The sequence below is a fragment of the Bacteroides helcogenes P 36-108 genome (assembly GCF_000186225.1).
GTDB lineage: Bacteria > Bacteroidota > Bacteroidia > Bacteroidales > Bacteroidaceae > Bacteroides > Bacteroides helcogenes.
The window spans coordinates 822,519-840,293 of the sequence record NC_014933.1 but is presented as its reverse complement, the minus strand read 5'-3'; the positions used below and the strand labels follow the sequence as shown (position 1 = coordinate 840,293).

Genomic DNA, 17,775 nt, shown 5'->3' with positions numbered 1-17,775 from the left:
TCCATTCTGAACGGAGTAAATTAAAAGTTCCTGAGCACCGTCCTCATTAAAAACGGCAGGCTTGCTTTGCACTGACTTCAGTTTGCACTATCTTTGTACCCTCAAATCGTTTGAAAGGTCATAATGAAGAAATTAATAAAAGAAGCGTCCCCGGCTTACAATCAATATACACTGCCCAACGGCTTGCGTATCATCCACGAACCGTCACCCTCCAAAGTAGCTTATTGCGGCTTTGCCGTAGATGCAGGCACGCGCGATGAACTCGAAAATGAGCAAGGCATGGCACATTTCGTGGAGCACCTCATCTTTAAGGGGACGCGCAAGCGCAAGGCATGGCACATCCTGAACCGCATGGAGAATGTGGGAGGCGACCTGAACGCTTACACCAACAAGGAAGAAACCGTGATTTATTCCGCTTTCCTCACCGAACACTTCGGGCGTGCTTTCGAGTTGTTGACGGACATTGTGTTTCATTCCACCTTTCCCGCGCGCGAGATTGAGAAAGAAACGGAGGTCATCATCGATGAAATCCAATCTTACGAAGACAATCCTTCCGAACTGATATTTGATGATTTTGAGGACCTGATCTTCCGTGGACATCCGTTGGGGCGCAATATCCTGGGTAATCCCGAACAACTGAAAAGCTTCCGCAGCGAGGATGCCGCTTCGTTTACTTCCCGCTTCTATCGCCCAGCCAACATGGTTTTCTTTGTATTGGGCAATCTGGACTTCAGGCAAGTGGTGCGTTGGGCGGAAAAGTTATTGTCGGATATTCCTGCCGTCACGGTTGATAAACGCCGTACTCCGCCTCCCCTCTATGTTCCGAAGAATCTCATTGTGCCTAAAGATACCCATCAAGTGCACGTCATGATTGGCGGCCGGGGTTACAATGCATATGACGACAAGCGCACGGCGCTCTATCTGCTGAACAACGTTTTGGGAGGCCCCGGAATGAACAGCCGTCTGAACGTCTCCCTTCGCGAACGCCGTGGATTGGTATATAATGTAGAATCCAATCTCACCGCTTATACCGATACGGGCACTTTCTGTATCTATTTCGGTTGTGACCCGGAGGATGCCGACCTCTGTACACGGTTGGTCTATAAAGAATTGAAGCGCATGCGCGATGTCAAGATGACTTCATCACAGCTTGACGCCGCCCGTAAACAATTGATCGGGCAAATCGGCGTGGCTTCGGACAATAATGAGAACAATGCTTTGGGGATGGGAAAGACTTTCCTTCACTATAATAAATATGAAACCTCCGAGGCTGTGTACCACCGTATCGGACATCTTACTCCGGAGATACTGCTTGAGGTGGCCAATGAGATGTTTGCAGAAGATTACCTTTCTACTCTGATTTATAAGTAGCCGGTTTGTTCCGCATGCTGAATTCGCAGCCACAATATTGCTGGTTATAGAAGCCATGCTCTTTAAGAAGTTCGTTCCGTCGGTCTTGAAGCCCGCCCTTGCGCCAGTTCTGTTCCCAGAATACAGTGCCGGGATAGAGATATGCCGCACGTCTGCCGGCTTCATTAATCTGCTCCAGATTTTTCCATCGGGAGGAGGCAAGGGTAGTGGTAAACACCGAAAAACCATGTTCGGATGCATAACGGGCGGTTTCTGTCAGCCGCAGGATAAAGCACTTCAGGCAGCGGCCGCCGCGTTCCGGCTCATCTTCCAGACCACGCACAATGTTGCGCCAAAGCTCATGGTCATAGTCGGCATCAACGAAGTCAAGCCCCAAATGCTGAACATAACGGACGGCTTCTGCCTTTCGGATTTCATATTCTTCCTGCGGGTATATGTTGGGATTGCAGTAGAATACGGTTGGCCGTATGCCGTTCTCCAGCATACATTCGATGATAGCCGAAGAGCAAGGTGCGCAGCAGGAATGCAGGAGGACTTTATCTTCGCCGTTGGGTGTTGTTATCAGTGGCATAATAGATCATTGTAAATTCTTTATAATCGGTTACCTTTGCAAAGGTAATGTAAAAAGCAGCGCAAAAATGTAGCTTCTTGTATAAATATTATTCAAGCCACACTATTTATGGTAATACATTTGCCTGACCAACGCAGGTTGGAATGGCTGAAAAGGAATAAGTCGTAATTTAAAAATCCGAGAATTTGACCAATTTTCTCTGCCTCCTGATAACTCCCTATCCCCTCCTTATTTCCTCCCTATATTTCTGCTCTCTATAGACACGGAGAAAACAGAGAGTAGGTATGGAGAAAAAGAGGAATAGGACAGAGGGTATAGAGAATTTCTTGCTATATTTGTTGCCATGAAAGGAAAACTGCTGTTTTTTTGTCTTTTCATCGTTGCAATAGCGCAGAATGTGCTTGCTTCGGCTGATACTTTGTCCGTGGCTGCGTTGATGAACACTTTGGATGAGGCTGTCAATGCTCACAAGGATTACGTAGCCGTGCGCGAATCCCGTATTGCCGGACTCAGGAGACAACTGGCTGATGCGGACACGGCAAGCACTGATTTTTTTCGATGGAATGGGGAAATGTATAAGGAATACAAGGCTTATGTCTGCGATTCTGCCATCCATTATCTCAATGTCAATCTGAATTGGGCGGAATGTCGGGGGGATAGGGAAGCCGCCTGCGAAACCCGCCTGGAACTTGCTTACCTGATGGCGTCCGCCGGAATGTACGAGGAGGCGACCGATCTGTTGGCTCGTATAGGTAGGGCCTCGCTGTCTGCCCGCCTGTTGCCCGATTATTACAACTGCCTTTACAAGCTCTACAATGAATTGAGCTTCTATACGCTGGACAATACTTTCAAGAAGCGTTACAGAGCATTGGCGGCATGCTATGACGATTCGCTGATGCAGGTTCTTCCACCTACTGCCACCCTCTGTCTGGAACGGAAAGAAATGCATAAAGCGATGGCGGGCAATATGGATGAGGCTTTCAGCATCAATGATACGCGCCTTGCAGGTGCAGTGCCCAACACGCCTCAATACGCTTTGGTCACCTATCAGCGCTCACTGCTTTATCGCCGGGCAGGTAATCGGGGAGAAGAAAAACGCTTTCTGGCATTGTCCGCATTGACCGATATTCGCTTGAGCATAACAGACCATGCCTCGCTCTGGATGCTTGCACAACTGCTTTATGAAGAGGGAGATATAGAGCGTGCCTACCGTTATATCCGCTTTTCGTGGGACGAAACCAACCGTTACAACGCCCGTAGCCGCAGTCTTCAGACAGCGGGCATCCTTTCGTTGATAGACCTTACTTATCAGGCCATGCGCGAAAGGCAGAACGACCGTCTCAGGCTGTATATCTGGTGCATCAGCGCTTTGACCTTGCTGTTGGTTGCTGCAATGGCCTTTATATACCGCCAGATGAAACGCCTTTCAGTTGCCCGTAATCATCTGGAACGGGCAAACGAGCAGCTACATATCTCCAACCATATCAAGGAAGAGTATATAGGCCGCTTCATGAACCTATGCTCCGTTTACATTAATCGTTTGGATGCTTATCGCCGCATGGTGAACAAGAAGGTGTCTGCCGGGCAGACGGAAGAAGTCCTGAAGATGGTACGTTCCCGTGAAGTGCTTGATGCCGGACTGAAGGATCTATACGAGAACTTCGACAGTGCCTTTCTGCGCCTTTTCCCCGATTTCATCGAGAAATTCAATGAACTACTGCACCCTGAGGACCGTATTGTCCTTCGCAAAGGCGAGTTGTTGAATACCGAACTTCGTATCTTTGCCCTTATCCGTTTGGGCATAGATGACAGTTCGCAGATTGCAGAGTTCCTTCGTTATTCGGTAAATACTATTTATAATTACCGTGCCAAGGTCAAAAATAAGGCTTGTGTTTCGCGTGAAGACTTTGAAACACGTTTGATGATGATACGCTGACAATACGTCAATTGTGCTTCCCGTATCCACTTTTTAGCATCTCCAATTGTGTTTTATCTTATTGCTTTTTAGTATATTAACTGTGCTAATGGCATTGTGCCTTCCACCTATTCATGATTCGTCGGTACGGGACGTTCTAATCTTTCCTAACTTTGGAAAAGTTTAAGTAACCATTAAAGACGATGCCATGAATTTGAAGTTCTCTTTTTTAGTAGGATGTTGTCTGTCTGTCGCGGCAGTTGCCTGCGGCGGTAATCCTGCTCCTGCAGGCGAAGCGCCTGTCAGCCCTGAAGCTCCCGAAGGCGGAGTGACGGCAATCATTACCACTGCCGACCGTACACAAAGTTTTAAAAAGACCACTTTGAAGCTTTCAACCGGGCCTAAATTTGCACCTGTGATTGTATTGAATCCGGCTGTGTGCTATCAGTCGATGGATGGTTTCGGTGCAGCCATTACGGGTTCCACCTGCTACAACCTGATGAAGATGACCCCCACCGACCGCACTGCTTTTCTTACCGGGACTTTCTCTGATAAAGAGGGGCTGGGTTTCAGCTACATCCGTATTTCAATAGGATGTTCGGACTTCTCTTTGAGCGAATATACCTGCTGTGACAAGCCGGGTATCGAAAACTTTTCTTTGCAAAGTGAGGAGACTGACTACGTGATTCCTGTTTTGAAAGAGATTCTGGCCATCAGCCCTGACATTAAAATCTTAGGTTCTCCCTGGACTTGCCCCAAATGGATGAAGGTGAACAATCTGGAGGAAAAGAAACCCTTTGACTCTTGGACAAGCGGGCAGTTGAATCCCGACTGCTACCGTGACTATGCCGCATACTTTGTAAAGTGGGTACAGGCCTTTGATAATGAAGGTATCAGGATTTACTCCGTCACACCACAGAATGAACCGTTGAACAGGGGTAATTCTGCATCTCTGTTCATGGGGTGGAAGGAAGAACAGGCGTTTGTGAGGGAAGCGCTTGGCCCGGCTTTCAAAGCTGCCGGACTGAATACGAAGATATATGCCTTTGACCACAACTACAACTACGACAATCTGCCCGGGCAGGACGACTATCCCGTGAAGATGTATGACGATGAGACGGCTGCCGCTTTTCTGACCGGTGCAGCCTACCATAATTATGGGGGCAACCGTGAGGAGCTGAACGATATCCGCCGTCAACGTCCCGACAAGGAGTTGATTTTCACAGAAACCTCCATCGGAATGTGGAACGACGGGCGCAACCTGACGAAACGCTTGATGGAAGATATGCGTGAAGTAGCTTTGGGAACGGTAAATAACTGGTGCAGAGCCGTCATGGTGTGGAATTTGATGCTTGATACCGAACGAGGCCCTTGGCGTGAGGGCGGTTGCAAAACCTGCTACGGTGCGGTGGATATAGACCCTTCAGACTATAAGACCATTACCTGTAACTCGCATTATTACGTTATCGGACATCTGTCATCGGTTGTCAAACCAGGAGCCCGACGTATAGAGAGCACCGGTCCGTCAACTACGGGTCTGATGTATTCCGCCTTCCAGAATCCTGATGGAACGATGGCTTTTGTGCTGCTGAATGAAAATGAAAGTGCGGCCCGCATAAGCCTGACAGCCGATGGAAAGCACTACATAAACTGTGAATTACCCGGAAAATCCGTGGCTTCCTATCGTTGGAAGAAATAGCGAAGAAGAAATAACATTAACAACAAAAACGATATTTACCATGAAACATCTATTTGCAACAAGTATCTCCATTGCCCTGCTGACCCTGGGTATGCTGGGATGTAGTGAGGGAAAGGCAGAAGCACAGGCCAAGTCCGATGCGTTTGTCACGATTCAGGGACAAGACCTGATAAAACCCGACGGTTCGAAGCTTTTTATTCAAGGCACAAACTTGGGGAACTGGCTGAATCCGGAAGGATATATGTTCAAGTTCAACAAGACTAATTCGGGACGCTTTATTAATGAAATGTTCTGTCAGTTGGTGGGGCCGGACTTTACCGCCGAGTTCTGGAAGGCTTTCAAGGACAACTATGTGACTCGTGAGGACATCCGCTTCATCAAGAACCGGGGAGCCAACACCATCCGTCTGCCTTTCCATTACAAGCTCTTTACAGACGAAGACTATATGGGGCTGACCGCCGCCCAGGATGGATTTGCCCGTGTGGACAGTTTGGTGGAATGGTGTCGCGAGTCCGATCTTTATCTCATTTTGGACATGCACGATGCTCCCGGCGGGCAGACAGGCGACAACATCGACGACAGTTACGGTTATCCGTGGCTGTTTGATAGCGCCGCCAGCCAGCAGCTATATTGCGACATTTGGCGTCGGATAGCCGATCGCTACAAGAGTGAGCCGGTGATCCTCGGTTATGAACTGTTCAATGAACCTATCGCTCCCTATTTCGAGAATATGGAAGAACTCAACGGAAAGTTGGAAGCTGTGTATAAGAAAGGTGTGGCGGCCATCCGTGAGGTGGACAAGAATCACATCATCCTTCTGGGTGGGGCGCAATGGAACGGTAACTTCAAGCCCTTCAAGGACTCCAAGTTCGACAGCAACATCATGTACACTTGTCATCGCTACGGTGGCGAGCCGACAAAGGCTGCTATTCAGGAGATCATCAACTTCCGCGACAGTGTGAATCTGCCGATGTACATGGGCGAGATAGGCCATAATACGGACGAGTGGCAGGCTGCTTTCTGCCGGACAATGCATGAGAACAATATCGGTTATACCTTCTGGCCGTACAAGAAGATGGATGGCTCCAGCTTTGTGGGCATCACTCCGCCGGAGAATTGGGCCAATATCGTTTACTTCTCCGAGGCTCCGCGCTCCACGTACAAAGAAATACGCGAGGCACGTCCCGATCAGGCCATGGCACGCAAGGCGATGACGGATTTCATTGAAGCTTGCCGACTGAAGAATTGTGTGGTGCAGGAGGGGTATATCCGGTCGCTTGGGATGAAGGAGTAGGGCGATGCCACGGCTCTGACCGCACTCTCATTGCGCTTCCCTTCTGTCGTGGGTTGCACTTACGGTTTGTCTGCCTTTTTCCGGGCAGGTGGACAATGATGACATTACGAGAATAACATTACAAATCAATAGAAATCTAAAAATAAAGAGAAAAAATGAAGAAAGTATTATTCAGCTTGGCTCTGGCTGTCACCCTGCCTCTCTCTGCGCAGCAGAAGCCCGTCTATCTGGACGCCTCCAAGCCTATTGAAGAGCGAGTGGAAGACGCGCTGAACCGACTCACCGTGAAAGAGAAAGTGGCGATGCTGCATGCACAGTCCAAGTTCAGCAGCGCGGGTGTTCCCCGTCTGGGCATTCCGGAATTCTGGATGACCGACGGTCCTCACGGCATTCGTCCCGAAGTGCTTTGGGACGAATGGGATCAGGCCGGATGGACCAATGACTCCTGCGTGGCCTACCCTGCGCTGACCTGTCTGGCCGCCACATGGAATCCTGAAATGTCCATGCTCTACGGAAAGAGCATAGGCGAGGAAGCCCGTTATCGCAACAAGACTGTCCTTCTGGGACCCGGTGTCAACATTTACCGCACGCCACTTAACGGGCGCAACTTCGAGTATATGGGTGAAGACCCTTATCTGGCAGGCTGCATGGTGGTTCCCTACATACAAGGCGTGCAACAGAACGGGGTTGCCGCTTGTGTAAAACACTTTGCGCTGAACAACCATGAGGTGAACCGCCACACTACGAACGTGATTGTGGATGACCGCGCCCTCTACGAAATCTATCTGCCTGCCTTCAAGGCTGCCGTGCAGCAAGGCAGGGCGTGGGCTATCATGGGCTCGTACAACCTCTACAAAAACCAACATGTCTGTCATAACCGCTATCTGCTGAACGACATCCTGAAGGGTGAATGGGGTTTTGACGGAGTGGTCGTTTCCGACTGGGGCGGCGTGCACGACACCGATCAATCCATCACCAACGGCCTTGATATGGAATTCGGCAGTTGGACCAACGGACTCTCCAGCGGCGCCAGCAATGCCTACGATAATTATTACTTGGCCATGCCCTATCTGCAACGCATCCGGGAGGGTAAGGCAGGTACAAAAGAGTTGGACGACAAGGTACGCCGTATCCTTCGCCTGGCATTTCGCACCACAATGGATGTGAACCGTCCTTTTGGTTCCCTGCTTTCTTCTGAACATTACGAGGCGGCCCGCCGCATCGGAGAAGAAGGCATAGTGCTGTTGCAGAACAAGAACTCCGTGCTTCCGATAAATTTAGACCGGGCGAAGAAGATTGCCGTAGTGGGCGAGAATGCGGTCAAGATGATGACCGTGGGCGGAGGTTCCTCCTCTCTGAAGGTGCAGCGCGAACTCTCTCCGCTGGACGGCATCAAGGCACGTGTAGGCGATAAGGCTGAAGTGGTTTATGCACGTGGCTATGTGGGTGACGCGACGGGTGAATATAACGGCGTGGTGACTGGCCAGAACCTGAAGGATGACCGCACTCCCGAAGAACTGATAGCGGATGCCGTGAAGGTGGCTCAGGATGCCGACTACGTGATATTTATCGGCGGCCTGAATAAGAGTACCGGACAAGACTGCGAGGATTCCGACCGTGAAGGGCTCGGCCTGTCCTATGGTCAGGATGCCGTCATATCCGCCTTGGCAAAGGTCAACAAGAATTTGATAGTAGTCAATATCTCCGGCAATGCGGTTGCCATGCCTTGGGTGAATGAGGTTCCGGCCATCGTGCAGGACTGGTATCTGGGGTCTGAAGCCGGCAGTGCACTTGCAGCCATCCTGGTGGGCGATGTGAATCCCAGCGGCAAGCTTCCGTTTACTTTCCCCGTGAAGTTGGCAGACGTTCCGGCCCATATTTTGGGCGAATATACCAGTAAGCGGAGTAATGATGTGATAGACATCAAATACAACGAAGGCATTTTCGTAGGTTATCGCTGGACCGACAAGCAGAAGAAGGTGAAACCTTTATTCCCATTCGGTCATGGCCTGAGTTATACCACCTTTGAGTACGGAAAGCCCACCGCCGATAGCAAGACGATGCAGGCCGACGGAACTCTGACTGTAAAGGTTACTGTCAGGAACACCGGAGCTTGCGAAGGTCAGGAAGTCGTCCAGATGTACATCAGCGACAAGAAGTCCTCTCTGCCCCGTCCCGTCAAGGAGCTGAAAGGCTTCCGGAAGATAAAGCTGGCTCCGGGTGAGGCAAAGGAAGTTATCTTCACCATAGACAAGGAAGCTCTCAGTTTCTTTGATGATGCCAAGCATGCCTGGGTGGCCGAACCCGGCAAGTTTGAAGCCGTCATAGCCGCTTCGGCGACCGACATCAAGGGAGTGATTCCTTTTGAATTGAGATAAAATATTGTGTCGGACTGTAGAATCTGTTGCTTCTTTATAAAATAACCTCTCCGCCTGCTTGTTGTTTTTTCGGAATTTATTAGCTTTGTACCATAGTATTCATTAAATAAAAGAATAAAATGAAGAAGTATTTAGCGGAAATGGTCGGGACAATGGTTCTCGTCCTTATGGGCTGCGGCACGGCAGTCAGTTTATCATGTACCTCTGCCGATCCTAATTTGGCGGCTACTGTAATCGGTACGGCATTGGCTTTTGGTTTGTCGGTTGTTGCCATGGCTTATGCCATCGGCGGAATTTCCGGTTGCCATATCAACCCTGCCATTACCCTCGGTTGCTTCTTGTCCGGTCGTATGAACGGCAGGGATGCGGGGATGTATATGCTCTTTCAGGTTATCGGAGCTATCATCGGTTCTGCCATTCTTTGGGTATTGACATCCAACTCCGGTCTTGTCGGCACAGGAGCCAATGCTTGTCAGGAAGGAGTATCTGTATTGGGTGGTTTGCTTGCCGAGATCTTCTTTACCTTTGTTTTCGTGCTTGTAGTTCTCGGCACTACAGATTCCAAGAAGGGTGCGGGAAGCTTCGCAGGATTGGCCATCGGTCTGTCACTTGTCTTGGTGCACCTTGTCTGCATCCGTTATACTGGTACGTCGGTTAATCCGGCTCGCAGCATTGGCCCGGCTCTGTTTCAGGGTGGCGAAGCATTGAGTCAATTGTGGATATTCATCGTTGGCCCGTTTGTGGGTGCTGTTCTTAGTGCACTTGTGTGGAAGGTGATCGGTGCAAAAGAAGGAAAATAAGCGTCTTGAGAGATAGCCTTTTGACAAAAGGCGTCGGTGATACGAATAAAAAGGAAACCCTCCATCCGTTGTTTGATAGCTTCGGGTGGAGGGTTTCTTTGTCCTTTTTATTTAATTACATTGTTATATATCCGTGATTTTCCGTAAGTTTGCACCGATTTCACTAAAAGATATATGATACTATGAACATCAAATGCCTTATCGGAATGATAAGTATGGGATTGTCGCTTTCTTGCACGGAACTGAAGGATGCGCAAAATACTGACGATAGCTATCCCGCCATCTTTCCCGACTATACTTTTACGGCTGTGCCCTGCAATATAGCTCCTCTGAACTTTGAGGTGGAGAATGCGGAGAATGTACGTGCTGACTTCAGTTCTGAGAACACGCACCTGCTGACTGTTACAGGTAAACGTGAAATCTGTATTCCGGAAGATAAGTGGCATGCGATGTTGGAGAAACTGAAAGACAAAGACCTGCAAGTCGCGGTATCCGTGTGGAACGCTTCCCATCCCAAAGGAGTGAAATACAAGCCTTTCACCATCCGTATTGCCTCCGATGCCATTGATGGATGGATCGCTTACCGCTTGATAGAGCCGGGATATGAGGGCTGGAATGCAATGGGCATTTATCAACGCAACCTGACTTCCTTTGAAGAAAAGGAAATCATGACCAACCGTGCGGACAAAGGGAGTTGTCTGAATTGCCATTCATTTGCAGCCTATTCCCCCGATAGGATGATGCTCCACGTGAGAGGGAAAAACGGCGGCACTGCATTGTGGATGAATGGAAAGCTGAGTAAAGTGGCATTGAACCAAATCGGCCCCAAGAAGAACGGCTCTTATCCTATGTGGCATCCGGCGGGGAGGTATATCGCTTTCTCATCCAATGAAACCAAGCAATCTTTTTATAGTGAAGGGGAGAAGCAGATAGAAGTGTACGACCTGCAATCTGATCTCATCATTTATGATACGCAGACCGGAAAGGTGCTTTCCGATTCTCGGTTTATGGAATCGTCGCATTGGGAAACCTTTCCTGCATGGTCGATGGACGGAAAGTGGTTGTACTATTGCTCGGCGCTTGCCAGACAGATACCTGCCGGACTGAAGCAACTGAAATACAGTCTTTGTCGAGTTGGCTTTGACGGGGCTACCGGAATGCTGGGCGAACGGATTGATACATTGTACAATGCGGAACGTGGGGGAGGAAGTGCCTCCTATCCGCGTATTTCGCCTGACGGGCAATATCTGTTATATACGAAAGCTGCTTTTGGAACTTTCCCCATCCATCATCAGGAGAGTGACCTGAAAATGCTAAGATTGATGGACGGCACTGAAATGGATACTGCGATACTGAATAGCGGTGAAGCTGACAGCTATCATGCCTGGTCTTCCAACAGCCGTTGGATATTGTTCAGCAGTCGCAGGATAGACGGTCGCTATACCCGTATTTTCATCGCTTGGATGGATGCACAAGGAAAGTTGCATAAACCTTTCCTGCTTCCCCAACGCAGCCCTGAACATAATGTGTTACGAATGAAGTCTTATAATATTCCTGAATTCATAAAAGGGGAGGTGTGTTTGCCGAAAGGTGAAATGAACTCTTCATTCTTTCCTAAAGACTAACTGTACCTATGAAGAAAATTCTTTTATTCCATTTGTTGTTGGCATGTCCTGTCGTATTTGTGGTTTGGTATGTCGTTTTTCCCAATACTATTTGGTTTATGGAAGGTAACGCCTTCTTTTCCACTGCGCCGGACTTTACTGCGCTGCAACTTTCATTGCCTGCCGATTGGATGAAATACGCGGGTGTCTATTTGCTTCAGTTTTTCTATTTCAGGATGGGAGGAGCGCTGATACAGACTTTGTTTGTGGCAATTGTGCTATTATCATCAGACTGTGTATTGGCATGCCTTTTACGTAACAAGCGATTGCTGTGGCTCTCATTCATTCCGGTGGTCTGGTTCATTAGCGGTCAATTTGCTGACATGACCTTAGTGCGCTCCATAGGATGGTGTACGGTCTTGGTAACCTTGGCTGTTCTTGTGTGGTTATTCACTTTGAAGCGTGGAAAGTGGAATCCAAGTGAACGTGGTTTTCTCTGTTCTCCCTTCTTCTCATACCTTGTACCCTGCTTGTTGTTGGCAGGCGGTATCTTTTATCAGGTCACGGATAAGGAGCAAAAGGAGGCGGAGGAGATTTTCCGTATTGACCATTGGGCCGATGATAAGAATTGGAATGCTATATTGCAGGAGGTAACTCCGGAAGTGGCGCGTCAATCTCAGTTAAAGCTACGTTGGGCTTTGCTGGCGCTTTCTGAGACAGGACGGTTGGCAGAAAAGGTATTTGCTTATGGGGTATCGGATCCTTCCTGTTTCTATTACGAGCGTCAGGACCAGCAATTCTACCATTGTTTCAACATGCAGTTTTATGATGCTTTGGGTTTGGATAACGAGGTCATTCATCATGCCTTTCAGGCGGGGATAGAGGCGCCCAACGGGATGAATTTCCGTTCAATGAGGCGGATAATGGCGGCCAATAGGCGCTTGGGGAATGACCGGATACTTGCCAAATACACAAGTGTGATAAGTCGCTCAAGTTGCTACAATCGGTGGAAAGAGCCAATCAGTGAGCCAACTGCCGACAGAGCAGACGGCGATCAGAATATTTGTTCTTTCTTTATAGGCGCCCGTCCTTTCCTGTCGGATATGGCTCGTCTGATGGATTGCCATCTCGATAGCCGGAAAGTCAGGGATTATCTGCTTTGCGGCCTTTTGATTTCAAAGGATATCGAAAAGTTCTATCAGGTGTTCGGCATGATATATCAGCCTTCACAGGGGCAACTTCCTCGCTACTATGAGGAAGCGTTGGTTGTAGCGGCTACGAAATATCCGGACGTACTTCAGTACTATGCCGTCAGTAGAGAGAAAGTAACAGAATTTAAAGCCTTTCAGACTTTACTGAACGGCAGCATGGCGGATAAGCGGATGCTGGAGGTGAAATACAGAGATTCCTTTTGGTTTTGGCTCTATTGCATGCAGAAAGTGTAGGAGTAATGCAATGAATGCAAACTCTTAGCTTCTTTGACAGTTAAACATGGGTACTTAGTTAAATAGTGACTTTGCAATACCCATTTCTAATCCTCTCAACTCGGCCAGTCCGCGCAGGCGGCCGATGCAGGAATATCCGGGATTGGTTTTCTTCTTCAGGTCGTCCACCATCTGGTGTCCGTGGTCGGGACGCATCGGGATGGAGACGGAACGGCGCTGTTGCAGTTCGAGGAAAGCTTTCATCACGTGGTACATATCTACATCTCCTTCCAGGTGGTTGGCTTCGTAGAAGTTCCCTTCGGCATCACGCTGGGTGCTGCGCAGGTGTACAAAGTTGATGCGATCACCGAATTGCTGCATGATGGCGGCACAGTCGTTGGCACTGCTCACGCCGAGGGAGCCTGTGCAGAGGCAGAGACCGTTGCTTTTGTTGGGAACGGCATCTATCAGCGCTTGGAAGTCGGCGGCACAGCTCATGATGCGCGGCAAGCCGAGAATGGAGCAGGGAGGGTCATCGGGGTGGATTACCAATTCTACTCCGGCTTCGTCGGCCACTGGGCATATTTCCTGCAGGAAATATATCAGGTTGGTGCGCAGACGTTGGGGAGTGATGTCCTTGTAGCGGTCCAGCTCTTGCTGGAACTGTTCAAGAGTGAAGCTTTCTTCCGATCCGGGAAGACCTGCGATCATGTTGCGCACGAGCCTTTGCTTGTCCTCTTCCGTCATTTGCTCGAAGCGGGCACGGGCTTTGGCCTTTTCTTCGCTTGTATAGTCCGCTTCGGCTCCGGGGCGCTTTAGCAGGAAGAGGTCGAAGGCGACGAAGGCGGCACGTTCGAAGCGCAGGGCGCGGCTGCCGTCGGGCAGTTCGTAGGCAAGGTCGGTACGCGTCCAGTCCAGCACGGGCATGAAGTTGTAGGTCACGATGTTCACGCCACACTTACCGAGATTACGCAAACTTTCTTTGTAGTTGTCGATATACTTTTGGAAGTCTCCCGTCTGAGTCTTGATATGCTCGTGCACAGGCACGCTTTCTACTACCGACCAGCGCAGTCCTACGGCTTCAATCATTTCTTTGCGTTTCATGATTTCCTCTACCGTCCACACTTCACCGTTGGGGATGTGGTGCAGGGCATTCACGATGCCGGTGGCTCCGGCCTGTCTGATATCCCAAAGGCTGACCGGATCATTGGGACCGTACCAGCGCCAGGTTTGTTCACATAATATCATATAATATATAGAATTTGGATTTCATTAGTGATGGACTTAGAGGGCGAAGGCGTTGAAACCGCCGTCCACTATGGCTACCGTTCCTGTCACGAAACAGGATGCGTCACTGATAAGGTATTGAATAGTTCCGCAAACTTCCTCGGCACGGCCCATACGGCCGAAAGGAGTCTGGCGGATGACATCTTTTCCGCGTTCGGTGTAGCTGCCGTCGGGATTGGTGAGCAGGCTCCGGTTCTGCTCGGTGAGGAAGAAGCCGGGAGCGATGGCATTGATACGGATTCCTTCACCGAATTTCTTTGCCACTTCCGTAGCCATGAAGGCGGTGAAGTTGCTGATGCCGGCCTTGGCGGCAGCATAGCCTGCCACGCGTGTCAGAGGGCGGAAGGCTGCCATGCTTGAGAAATTGACGATGGCTCCCCGCTTTTGTTCTGCCATCGGTTTGAGGAATACCTGTGTGGGTAATACAGTGCCCGTGAGGTTCAGTTCCAATACACGCTGGAATTCTTCCATCTTCAAGTCGAAGATATTTCCGTCCGGGGCGATGGAAGCTCCGGGCATGTTTCCGCCTGCGGCATTCAGCAAGGCGTCTATGTGTCCGTATGCTTTCAGAATGTCATCGAGGTTCTGTTCAAGGACTTCGCGGTTCAGCACGTCGGTGGTGAGGAACAAGGCTTCTCCGCCTTTCTGCCTGATGTCTGCCGCGAGTGTATTTCCCACTTCCGCCTTGCGGCCGAGAATGACGACTTTGGCGCCTTCTTCTGCCAGATGGCTTGCGATGGTACGTCCCAGGATTCCGGTTCCGCCGGTGATGACTACTACTTTGTCTTTGACGTCGAATAAGTTCTTCATACTATCTGTATATTAAGTTCATTCATGTTCTCTGTGCACAAAATTAAGTATAAATATTTTTATAAGTGCATGTTTGGCATGGAATATTGTTTCAAATGTTCTGTTCACTGTCCGTTGAGAGTGATGAAGGCCGTTTTTAATACCTTTCCTTTATCGCACGCGCTGACAATGACCGGTGCGGAGCTTTTTTTCACGCAGATGCAGGCCCGACCGTTGGCGGCTTGTATGCGGCGTGAACCTTGGGCTGTTCCCTGGTTTTGCAATAGCGCATGAAGGTCTGTACAGCCGAATTCTATGACATCCTTTGCATCGAGGCAGCGTACACCGTCCCGGTCAAGCACTTCGGCTTGCACAAGGAAGTGGCTGCCGGATGCATCCGGTGAGACACTTAGGTGTAATTGCGCCGGCATTCCCCAAGGATGGGTCTGATATTCTTGCCGTATCTTGTCGTTCAGGCGGAGTTTGCCATTGTACCCCACAGCTTCAATCAGGTTGTCCCCTTCTTGCAGCACGGCGTTCCAGTGTAGGCCTGCGGCGGGAAAGTTCCGGCTGTCCCGCTTCTTCTTTCCTACGGATTTGCCGTTGACGAATAGTTCCACTTCGGGGCAGTTGGAATAGACGAGTATTTCTTTCGCTTCTCCCGGTTTGCCCCAGCGCACGGGCCAGGTATGTCCGTAGATGTGCAACATCGGTGTCTTTGCCCAGTAGCTTTGGAAGACGTAGTAACTCTCTTTCGGAGTGCCGTCTCGCTGCACCACGCCTTTTTGGTTGACGTAGGGGATGGGGTTTTCGGGCCGCAACGGGGTAGAGAAGTCCTTGAATGTCCAGAAGGCACTGCCCGTGAGCCACGGCATCTGTTCCTGCTCTTTCAAGTGCCAGTCGAAGAGGCGGATGATGTAGCTCTCGCTCCAGTCTCCGTTACGGTCGGCGGCTTCGATGCTGTCCAACGGGGCATAACCTTGTCCCTTTCCTGCTGCTCCGTTCTCCGTGTGGCGTCCGGCATGGCTGTCACCTCCCCATTCGGCATGGATAAAGCGGGGAGTGGCATCGAAGCCCGCCTTTTCCATCGCTGCATAGTCGCGGAAGCGGCGGCCGTACCAGCCTGCCCAGATGGTGGGAGAATATATGTCCACAATGTCTTTGCAAAAGTCACAGCGGCGGATTACGGTGCAGCGTGACGGGTCAATCCGATGAGAAAGGTCGTGCAGTTCTTTCATGAAGGCGCGTATGCTGTCTTGGCTGAACGTTTCAAAGTCCCCCGGCCAGTCATTCTCATTGCCCATGCCCCAGAGGATGACGGAAGGGTGGTTGCGGTGCTGATGAATCATATTGGTGAGCATGCGGCGTGCCTGTGCCTTATAGACTTCACTGCCCAGCCCGCCGCGACACCAGGGAATTTCTTCCCATACAAGGATGCCCAGTTCATCGCAAAGGCGGAGTATGATGCTGCTCTGCTGATAGTGCCCCAGGCGGATGAAGTTGGCGCCCATCTCCTTGATTTGCTGCATTTCCGTGCGCATCATCTCCTCGGTGAGTGCGGCGCCCACTCCGGCGTGGTCTTCATGGCGGTGAGTGCCGCGCAGCAACAGGCGGTGACCGTTCAGATAGAACGGCCCTTTCTCCTCGAAGCGGAAGTGGCGGAAGGCGAAACGCTCGGTGGTGCGTAGTGTATCCGTGCCGCAGGTCAACTCAAGGAGGCAGGTGTAGAGGGCGGGTGTGCTTGGCGACCAAAGCACCGGGCGTTTCAGGCGGACGTCCGCTATGTGCAGGCAGGTGCTGTTTTTTCCATCAGAGGCAGGGGGCTCATAAGGCATAGGTGTACGGGTGGTTGCGGGGAAGTTCTGAAGCTGCCCGTCTGTGGCATATATTTCCTTGCCGTCCGGGGCAAAGATATGTACGGAGAGGCTGACGGGGATGCGCTCCAAGCCGTTGAAGCGGATGTCCAGTGAGATGTCGCCTTCTTTGCCCTGTTCGTCCGTGCGGGCATCTATGCCGATGTTCTCGATGTGGATGTCGGGCACATATATTAGGTTGACATAGCGGTAGAGTCCGCCGTAGAGGTTGAAGTCCGACATGTCCGAGGGGAGCATTTCCGTGTCCCGGCTGTTGTCGCAACGGATGGCGATGGGAATCTGCCCTTTGAAGCGCTTCATCAGTACGGCATCTGAACGGAATTGTGTTACGGCCTCCGTGATGTCCGCTTTCCATTCGTCATATCCTCCCGTGTGGGAGGCTACGAGAGTGGTATAGACATATACGTCTGTCTTTTGCCCTGCACCCTCAAACTCCAGATAGACGCGTCCGCCGGAGTAAGGATTGTCTATGGGGAGGGAGGTGCGATACCAGCCCGCACCTTGATAATAGTTCACGTCCGGCTCCACGGCATCTTCGGCATTGAAGCAGTGGGGCAGGGTGACGGCAGTCCATAGCGGTACGGCTTCGGGCTTTCCTGCTCCGGGCACGGGGCGCATCACTTCCCAGATGCTGCCCATGTCCTGACGGATGAATTCCCAGCCGTTGGTGAGCCGTTGCCTGCGGTCGGAGGGGACGAGGGCATATATATGGCACAAGGATATGCTTGTCAATAGCAGAGTGAATAGTATTCTGATGGCTTTCATAAGG

12 protein-coding genes are annotated in these 17,775 nt (G+C 50.5%); 8 read left to right on the top strand and 4 right to left on the bottom strand.

From position 1 onward, the window contains the following. Window positions 1-123: 123 nt before the first annotated feature. Entirely contained in the window at window positions 124-1,371 is a 1,248-nt protein-coding gene (locus tag BACHE_RS03125) for a M16 family metallopeptidase (protein WP_013546254.1), read from the top strand. On the opposite strand, the gene BACHE_RS03120 is transcribed toward BACHE_RS03125, so the two are convergent. Continuing rightward, window positions 1,352-1,942 (bottom strand): epoxyqueuosine reductase QueH, encoded by a 591-nt coding sequence (locus tag BACHE_RS03120; RefSeq protein ID WP_013546253.1) that lies wholly within the window; start codon window positions 1,940-1,942, stop codon window positions 1,352-1,354. The two genes, BACHE_RS03125 and BACHE_RS03120, sit on opposite strands and share 20 nt — an antisense overlap. A 343-nt stretch (window positions 1,943-2,285) precedes the next feature. On the opposite strand from BACHE_RS03120, the gene BACHE_RS03115 reads away from it, so the two are divergent. From BACHE_RS03115 to BACHE_RS03085, 7 genes are all read left to right on the top strand, one after another. After that, window positions 2,286-3,878 (top strand): DUF6377 domain-containing protein, encoded by a 1,593-nt coding sequence (locus BACHE_RS03115; RefSeq protein WP_013546252.1) that lies wholly within the window; start codon window positions 2,286-2,288, stop codon window positions 3,876-3,878. Between the two features lie 187 nt (window positions 3,879-4,065). Continuing rightward, window positions 4,066-5,556 carry an endo-1,6-beta-glucanase gene (locus tag BACHE_RS03110; RefSeq protein WP_013546251.1) on the top strand — a complete coding sequence of 497 codons (1,491 nt, stop codon included), beginning with the start codon at window positions 4,066-4,068 and terminating at the stop codon, window positions 5,554-5,556. A gap of 40 nt (window positions 5,557-5,596) precedes the next feature. After that, on the top strand, window positions 5,597-6,850 hold the full coding sequence (locus tag BACHE_RS03105; RefSeq protein ID WP_013546250.1) for a glycoside hydrolase family 5 protein: 1,254 nt from the start codon (window positions 5,597-5,599) through the stop codon (window positions 6,848-6,850). Between the two features lie 155 nt (window positions 6,851-7,005). Next, window positions 7,006-9,228, top strand: a complete 2,223-nt coding sequence (locus BACHE_RS03100; protein WP_013546249.1) for a glycoside hydrolase family 3 C-terminal domain-containing protein — start codon at window positions 7,006-7,008, stop codon at window positions 9,226-9,228. A gap of 119 nt (window positions 9,229-9,347) precedes the next feature. After that, window positions 9,348-10,028 (top strand): MIP family channel protein, encoded by a 681-nt coding sequence (locus tag BACHE_RS03095; RefSeq protein WP_013546248.1) that lies wholly within the window; start codon window positions 9,348-9,350, stop codon window positions 10,026-10,028. A gap of 182 nt (window positions 10,029-10,210) precedes the next feature. Next, a complete protein-coding gene (locus BACHE_RS03090; RefSeq protein WP_013546247.1) occupies window positions 10,211-11,653 on the top strand; it encodes a TolB family protein in 1,443 nt (480 codons plus the stop codon). An 8-nt stretch (window positions 11,654-11,661) separates the two neighbouring features. Next, window positions 11,662-13,077, top strand: coding sequence for a DUF6057 family protein (locus tag BACHE_RS03085; RefSeq protein ID WP_013546246.1), 1,416 nt, complete (start codon window positions 11,662-11,664; stop codon window positions 13,075-13,077). Window positions 13,078-13,131: 54 nt separating this feature from the next. On the opposite strand, the gene uxuA is transcribed toward BACHE_RS03085, so the two are convergent. From uxuA to BACHE_RS03070, 3 genes are all read right to left on the bottom strand, one after another. Then, complete coding sequence (gene uxuA, locus BACHE_RS03080) at window positions 13,132-14,304, bottom strand: mannonate dehydratase (protein WP_013546245.1); 1,173 nt, start codon at window positions 14,302-14,304, stop codon at window positions 13,132-13,134. Between the two features lie 36 nt (window positions 14,305-14,340). Beyond that, on the bottom strand, window positions 14,341-15,153 hold the full coding sequence (locus tag BACHE_RS03075) for an SDR family oxidoreductase (protein ID WP_013546244.1): 813 nt from the start codon (window positions 15,151-15,153) through the stop codon (window positions 14,341-14,343). 104 nt (window positions 15,154-15,257) lie between these two features. Further along, window positions 15,258-17,771, bottom strand: a complete 2,514-nt coding sequence (locus BACHE_RS03070; RefSeq protein ID WP_013546243.1) for a glycoside hydrolase family 2 protein — start codon at window positions 17,769-17,771, stop codon at window positions 15,258-15,260. Window positions 17,772-17,775: the final 4 nt, after the last annotated feature.

What these genes read in the sequence shown, in the direction of transcription:
- BACHE_RS03105 (WP_013546250.1), top strand. Translation starts at nt 5,597, where the DNA reads ATGAAACATCTATTTGCAACAAGTATCTCCATTGCCCTGCTGACCCTG.
- uxuA (WP_013546245.1), bottom strand. Translation starts at nt 14,304, where the DNA reads ATGATATTATGTGAACAAACCTGGCGCTGGTACGGTCCCAATGATCCG.
- BACHE_RS03120 (WP_013546253.1), bottom strand. Translation starts at nt 1,942, where the DNA reads ATGCCACTGATAACAACACCCAACGGCGAAGATAAAGTCCTCCTGCAT.
- BACHE_RS03085 (WP_013546246.1), top strand. Translation starts at nt 11,662, where the DNA reads ATGAAGAAAATTCTTTTATTCCATTTGTTGTTGGCATGTCCTGTCGTA.
- BACHE_RS03115 (WP_013546252.1), top strand. Translation starts at nt 2,286, where the DNA reads ATGAAAGGAAAACTGCTGTTTTTTTGTCTTTTCATCGTTGCAATAGCG.
- BACHE_RS03070 (WP_013546243.1), bottom strand. Translation starts at nt 17,771, where the DNA reads ATGAAAGCCATCAGAATACTATTCACTCTGCTATTGACAAGCATATCC.
- BACHE_RS03095 (WP_013546248.1), top strand. Translation starts at nt 9,348, where the DNA reads ATGAAGAAGTATTTAGCGGAAATGGTCGGGACAATGGTTCTCGTCCTT.
- BACHE_RS03075 (WP_013546244.1), bottom strand. Translation starts at nt 15,153, where the DNA reads ATGAAGAACTTATTCGACGTCAAAGACAAAGTAGTAGTCATCACCGGC.
- BACHE_RS03110 (WP_013546251.1), top strand. Translation starts at nt 4,066, where the DNA reads ATGAATTTGAAGTTCTCTTTTTTAGTAGGATGTTGTCTGTCTGTCGCG.
- BACHE_RS03100 (WP_013546249.1), top strand. Translation starts at nt 7,006, where the DNA reads ATGAAGAAAGTATTATTCAGCTTGGCTCTGGCTGTCACCCTGCCTCTC.
- BACHE_RS03125 (WP_013546254.1), top strand. Translation starts at nt 124, where the DNA reads ATGAAGAAATTAATAAAAGAAGCGTCCCCGGCTTACAATCAATATACA.
- BACHE_RS03090 (WP_013546247.1), top strand. Translation starts at nt 10,211, where the DNA reads ATGAACATCAAATGCCTTATCGGAATGATAAGTATGGGATTGTCGCTT.